This is a genomic window from Brucella tritici (assembly GCF_008932285.1).
In the GTDB taxonomy this organism is placed as follows: Bacteria; Pseudomonadota; Alphaproteobacteria; order Rhizobiales; family Rhizobiaceae; genus Brucella; species Brucella tritici.
Map to the genome: position 1 here is coordinate 1 of NZ_WBVY01000017.1, position 4,961 is coordinate 4,961.

The following is a 4,961-nucleotide window of genomic DNA, read 5'->3' on the forward strand; positions in this document are numbered from 1 at the left end:
CGCCCTTGCTGTTCGGCTAACGGTTCCCATCACCAGGGCCCGTAGAGGACTTTCACCTCCAAGTCATCGAACGGATACCATCCCGGTCGAGCGATGCTTGCGCACCACGCGCCATGCTCGGCGCACCTAATAAAAAGCCGCCTACTCAAGGCAGGCGGCATCAAATTAAAAAGGATAAGCGTGAGCTATTGCGGTTTGCGGACAACACGCTCTCTGTATTCGTCGCGTGTGATATCGCCCGCGACGTAGGCCGCCGTCGCTGCTTCCAACAGTGGGTCGTGGACATAGCCCTGCCGCATGTTTGCAGCACGCGCCTGATCCGTAGCCTTTTTGCGCTTGGCAACAGCTTCTGGAGATCGATCCGGACGGGGGGCATGAAAGTTCATCTTCAAAACTCCTATTGTGACAACTCCTAGCACAAAATGCGCACAAAATCCAGAAAACAAAGGGATTTCCGCGACTTTCGGTATAGTGCGCCCGGCACTCAGCCGGGCGCTGTTGTGCTATCAATTACGCGGTTCCCATTCGAGAACGGCCTGAAGGCTTGGGTCGTCCTGCCCCCCGAAGCGGCCTAGGTTGGCGTTGTAGTTCAGGCGGCGGATCGAGAGGTTCCGTTTGAAACCTTCGCCATCGGCCTTAGCCTTTCTCCAGATACCACCGACCTCAATATTGAAGCCACGCGGGGACTTGGCGAAAACGCGATGCGTAGGGGCGTCCGGGTTGTCGGAATTGAAAGGCACGACCTCGATGTCGATGTCGTCAGTCAGGGTGGAAATACGGCCTTTGCCGGATGCGGTGTCGAGGTCTTCGCTATCGAACTGGATGAAGTTGGTGATTTCGTTGGCCATGGTATTCACTCCTCTATGTGGTTGCGATGATCGTTCCAAGGCACGGCGGTAAGCGGTGTTGCACCCTTGGGCGCGGAGCGCAGCGGAGGAAGCCGTGGGCCGAAAAATTTGTTCGGGCGAGGAGCCGCAGGCGGGGAAATTTTTCAGGCTTCCGGCTTTGCGGCAACTGCGTCGACGTGCGAACGAGCGTCAAAAGCAACCGAATTAGAGGTGTGCTCTATGCGCCAATATGGCAACTCGTCTCATGGGCACATGACCGTTGATACAATACCGATTGTGCAACGCATGATAGCCGGATAAAGCGCATTTTCAACAGATGTTGTGTAATCATGGAGTATACGGATAGCCAAATTGGTTCTCCGCGCCGATTATTCGACCTCGCCAATTTGGCTATGCTGGAAGGCTTATCTGGAAGCATGGGTCCGTCGATATAGATGCGGGCTCTCTACGTCGGCCGCCCATATTCCAAGCAAACGTTCGCGCGCTTCGTTCTCGGCATACCCATATTCGGCAATGTCGATGCCGTGGTTTCGCGGCAAGTAGCGCAACATCGCTTCAGCCTGACCCGCACGCACCATTGCAATGCCGATATCCGTATTCGGAAGAAAGCCCTGACCGACGGAACGGTTATAGCGATCCACATCAACGATCCGACAGGACACATGCTTGCCGTCGATCATTTTGCGAAGGTAGCTGCGCGCAACCAAGCCACACGGCCACGTCTTACCATTCAAAAAGCCGCTTTGCTCCTTTTCGCAAGCGTCGATTGCGGCAATCCGCACGCGCTGTCGTCGTATGCTGATCGTATCGCCATCGATGACGCGGGCTGTTCCGGCAACGGAACCCGACCATTGTTCAGCGGCAGCTAGCCCGACAGTCAGTAGCAGGGCTACCGCGGCGGAGAAAATGTAGCGAAAGATCAATGTATTCCCTCCATTCCATGTCGGGCAGCAAGCCCGAAAACCGAGCGGGCAAGATGCAGTTCGCCGGCAGCGGCGCGCTCTGTCATGGCGCGCAAATAGCCGCCCGGCGACTTCACTTGCCTCTCGTCGAACTTCTGCAGCGTGATTGCGATAGCAATCGCGGCGGCCTGTTCCCCCATCTGATCGACAGCCCGGCGGCGTGCATCTTCGGAAATCCCGGCCATGCGGCAGATTTGCGGGGCGAGACGGGCCAAATCAGTCCAGGTGCGGGGGCGCGATATTCCATAGGTGTTCAGCGCCGGTATTGCCCGTAACAGATCCTGCAGGGCCACTAACGTTTGTGGCGGGTGTTGCGGTTGATTGACTAGGCTCGATTTGCCTCCCAGGCTTTTTTCGAAAGCCCTCTTACTGGCGAAGCCGGTCTTTAAGATACCGAGTTGTTCGGCATAAGCCGAACGCATTTCCTCTCTACTATCTTCAAGGGAATAGGGGTTTGTAATCTGTTTGTGCATGTCGTTTTCGGCATATGGGCATGTCGAATCTTCGCTTCTATCTGAAGACTGATGACGGCGAGGCAGCTGCATCACCCGCTCGACGATCCATTCAATCAAGCTTGTCGCGCGTCGCAAAACAGCGCTTGATGCCTTGTTCGCGATGCCTACTGCTTCGAGAACACGCGCAAAACGTTTCTCGATCATGGCGCGCAGCCGCGCGGGCAAGTCCTCGACAGAGGCGAGCGCGTTGCGCAAATTGCGAACGGCGCCGCGATAGCGACGCAGGTTTGCAGTGAGTGCATTCTTTTCCGCCTTTGCCTGCCGGACCATTCCGTCTAGCTCCGTGAAGCGGGCAATCAGAACGCGTAGATCAATACCGCAAGCGTCGGCAATACTGCCGTCCGCATTTCGGACCGGATAGCGCTTGTAGTTGCCGCTGTCCTGCATGGTGATGACACCGGCGTCAAACAGCCGAGACAACATTCGGCTGACGCGGCCCTCGGATCGGCCGACCTCGAAGGCAAGCGCTGCATTGGATTTGAACACGATCGGTCGTCCGCCCTTGTCATAGCTCTCAGCTGGAGCCGTATTGATCAGGGCCACAAGCAAGTGCGCTTCGATGCCATTGATGAGGCCAAGGCAAGGAAGAGACTGCGCAAGGCCGATCAGCTGCCCACGCGTCACCGATCCAATTTCCGTGGACTGGGCCAGCCGCCGAAACTCGGTTCGTTGTGGTGTCTGTTTGCGGCCAACTTGCCGCGCTGGCTGTAGGGTCTCCCCCATCCTCCTCGTCTCCTTATTGAGGACCAGGCAAAGCTTTCCCGTTCGCCGAAAAGCGTTTTTGTTTGACTTTGGAAGTTGGGAGTGCGATCTATGAAGAACTGAATGTTTGTAATTTGCACCCCGCTTCCGGATTTTTTCGGGAGCGGTTTTTCTTTTATAACCTGGTCAGATTTCTCCTTGAAATGGTTATGAATTACATCGGTGCAATGTTACCGATTTGGCTCTCTCCGACAACCCTTATTGTGCTACACCATATTAACGATCTTGCTTTTATAGCGGATATGTCGGGATTTTATGGGTATTTCAAGGTAGAAACCGTGGTTCTATGGCCGGTGATGCTCCTAGTGCCGCATCAGTTAATTTACCTTTTCGGTAACTTTCATAAGCGGCGAGGTATTCAATCTGTCGCTGCGCGATTCGGGCCTCCGGCAACCCTACAGCGCGATATGAAAGCGCGGGTGCCTCCGGCCAACTACGTTCGCTTCGCTCTCTTCGTGTCAATTTGCAGAAAGGAATGAACAGATCCAAACTCTGTTCGCCGGTCACTATTGACATGGACCACAACATGGACCATTTCTTACGCTAAGTATGAGCGAAATACAAAGGAACATGGACGATGCGCGTATCTGTCAGCGACGCGAAAGGCCAGCTCACCGAACTGGTAAAGCGGGCGGAAGCCGGGGATGAAGTCATTTTGACCCGTCGCGGCCATGAGATTGCACGGATCGTAGCCGTTGCGGCAGCGCCCGGGCCCAAAGGCCGACGCGCACTGATGGAAAGGGTGAGGGCAACGGCGGCGACGAAAGCATTACCCGGGGCTGATGCTGCGCGCAGCCAGGACTTTCTTTACGACGACGATGGAATGCCCATATGATCGCTGTCGATACATCCGCGCTCATGGCAATCGTGCTCAATGAGCCGAAAGGCCAAGCTTGTATGACGGCAATCGAACAGGCTGATGAGCTATTGATTTCCGCCGGAACAGTTACTGAAGCCCTCATTGTTGCTGCGCGACGTAATGTCGGCGAAGAGGTTGACGCGTTGATTTCCGGGCTCGGCTTCGAAATCGTATCCGTGACAGCCGCTTCCGCACGCCGGGTCGCCAATGCTTACGCCAGATGGGGCAAAGGCATTCACCCAGCTTCGCTCAACTATGGTGACTGCTTTTCCTATGAAGTTGCTCACGAGCACGGCTGTCCATTGCTCTATGTAGGAGACGACTTCGTTCAAACGGACCTGCGCTCGGTTCTATAGTGGTTGACTCCAACCAAAGCGATATCCGGTTAACCGGCGATGCAATGTTTCTCCCCGCTATGACTTCTTCGAGAAAGCAGCCTCGGTATTGCCTCGACCGAATGAAATAAGCTGGTTGCGCGCCTAGGATGCTTTTTTTCCCATCGGTTCCAGATTAACGCGCCTGCTAATAACAACATTTCGGCACCAGAGCCCTTTCCTTTCACAATGACTCATATCCGCACGATGCGAAGTAGTTTTGAGCATTTTGTGAATCGATATAGGCTCTAACGGTGAATGAACCGCAATACTATCCTATTCCTGGACACGCTGCCCCGGACGCCTAGCAAATTCCCGATGCCTGTGTTCGGATATTGTTCCCTGCACACTTCAAATTTGAGATCGTGCTTGATAGGATCCGCCGCGTGTGAACATCGCGGATAACGTGACCGGAGATGTCTGCATATCCCCGGCGGTCCGGGAAGAGCGCCGGGGATTTAGATGATTTGTGCGATGATGATGAACGTCGCAACACAGCACGTGCACACCATAAGTAAGCGGTAAGGCTACCCCACATATCATTAGTCGGCGTGATGGGCGATTTTCCGTATGAATCATACGGAGAGTCCTATGAATGACGATATGAATCATTCCCAGATATTCGAGGTTTTGACGGCGGA

Annotated in this window: 7 protein-coding genes; 3 read left to right on the forward strand and 4 right to left on the reverse strand. The window is 54.6% G+C overall.

Going from position 1 to position 4,961, the window contains the following annotated elements:
* Window positions 1-185 precede the first annotated feature (185 nt).
* The 4 genes from F9K94_RS24120 to repC form a co-directional block, all read right to left on the reverse strand.
* On the reverse strand, window positions 186-386 hold the full coding sequence (locus tag F9K94_RS24120) for an antitoxin VbhA family protein (protein WP_105529505.1): 201 nt from the start codon (window positions 384-386) through the stop codon (window positions 186-188).
* 120 nt (window positions 387-506) lie between these two features.
* Window positions 507-848, reverse strand: a complete 342-nt coding sequence (locus F9K94_RS24125) for a DUF736 family protein (protein ID WP_105545503.1) — start codon at window positions 846-848, stop codon at window positions 507-509.
* 404 nt (window positions 849-1,252) lie between these two features.
* Complete coding sequence (locus tag F9K94_RS24130) at window positions 1,253-1,768, reverse strand: thermonuclease family protein (protein ID WP_373418777.1); 516 nt, start codon at window positions 1,766-1,768, stop codon at window positions 1,253-1,255.
* Window positions 1,768-3,048, reverse strand: coding sequence for a plasmid replication protein RepC (gene repC / locus F9K94_RS24135; RefSeq protein WP_151610728.1), 1,281 nt, complete (start codon window positions 3,046-3,048; stop codon window positions 1,768-1,770). The genes F9K94_RS24130 and repC overlap by 1 nt, the downstream gene beginning before the upstream one ends.
* 62 nt (window positions 3,049-3,110) lie before the next feature.
* Here repC and F9K94_RS24620 point away from each other — a divergent pair, with 62 nt between their 5' ends.
* The 3 genes from F9K94_RS24620 (at window position 3,111) to F9K94_RS24145 (ending at window position 4,302) form a co-directional block, all read left to right on the forward strand.
* Window positions 3,111-3,566: a hypothetical protein gene (locus tag F9K94_RS24620; RefSeq protein WP_210250267.1), complete on the forward strand. Its 456-nt coding sequence runs from the start codon at window positions 3,111-3,113 to the stop codon at window positions 3,564-3,566.
* 98 nt (window positions 3,567-3,664) lie between these two features.
* Entirely contained in the window at window positions 3,665-3,922 is a 258-nt protein-coding gene (locus tag F9K94_RS24140) for a type II toxin-antitoxin system Phd/YefM family antitoxin (RefSeq protein WP_151610729.1), read from the forward strand.
* On the forward strand, window positions 3,919-4,302 hold the full coding sequence (locus tag F9K94_RS24145; protein WP_151610730.1) for a type II toxin-antitoxin system VapC family toxin: 384 nt from the start codon (window positions 3,919-3,921) through the stop codon (window positions 4,300-4,302). The genes F9K94_RS24140 and F9K94_RS24145 overlap by 4 nt, the downstream gene beginning before the upstream one ends.
* Window positions 4,303-4,961 lie beyond the last annotated feature (659 nt).

Bases quoted from the DNA above. Each gene is read 5' to 3' on its own strand.
- F9K94_RS24120 (WP_105529505.1), bottom strand. From the start codon at position 386: ATGAACTTTCATGCCCCCCGTCCGGATCGATCTCCAGAAGCTGTTGCC.
- F9K94_RS24125 (WP_105545503.1), bottom strand. From the start codon at position 848: ATGGCCAACGAAATCACCAACTTCATCCAGTTCGATAGCGAAGACCTC.
- repC (WP_151610728.1), bottom strand. From the start codon at position 3,048: ATGGGGGAGACCCTACAGCCAGCGCGGCAAGTTGGCCGCAAACAGACA.
- F9K94_RS24140 (WP_151610729.1), top strand. From the start codon at position 3,665: ATGCGCGTATCTGTCAGCGACGCGAAAGGCCAGCTCACCGAACTGGTA.
- F9K94_RS24145 (WP_151610730.1), top strand. From the start codon at position 3,919: ATGATCGCTGTCGATACATCCGCGCTCATGGCAATCGTGCTCAATGAG.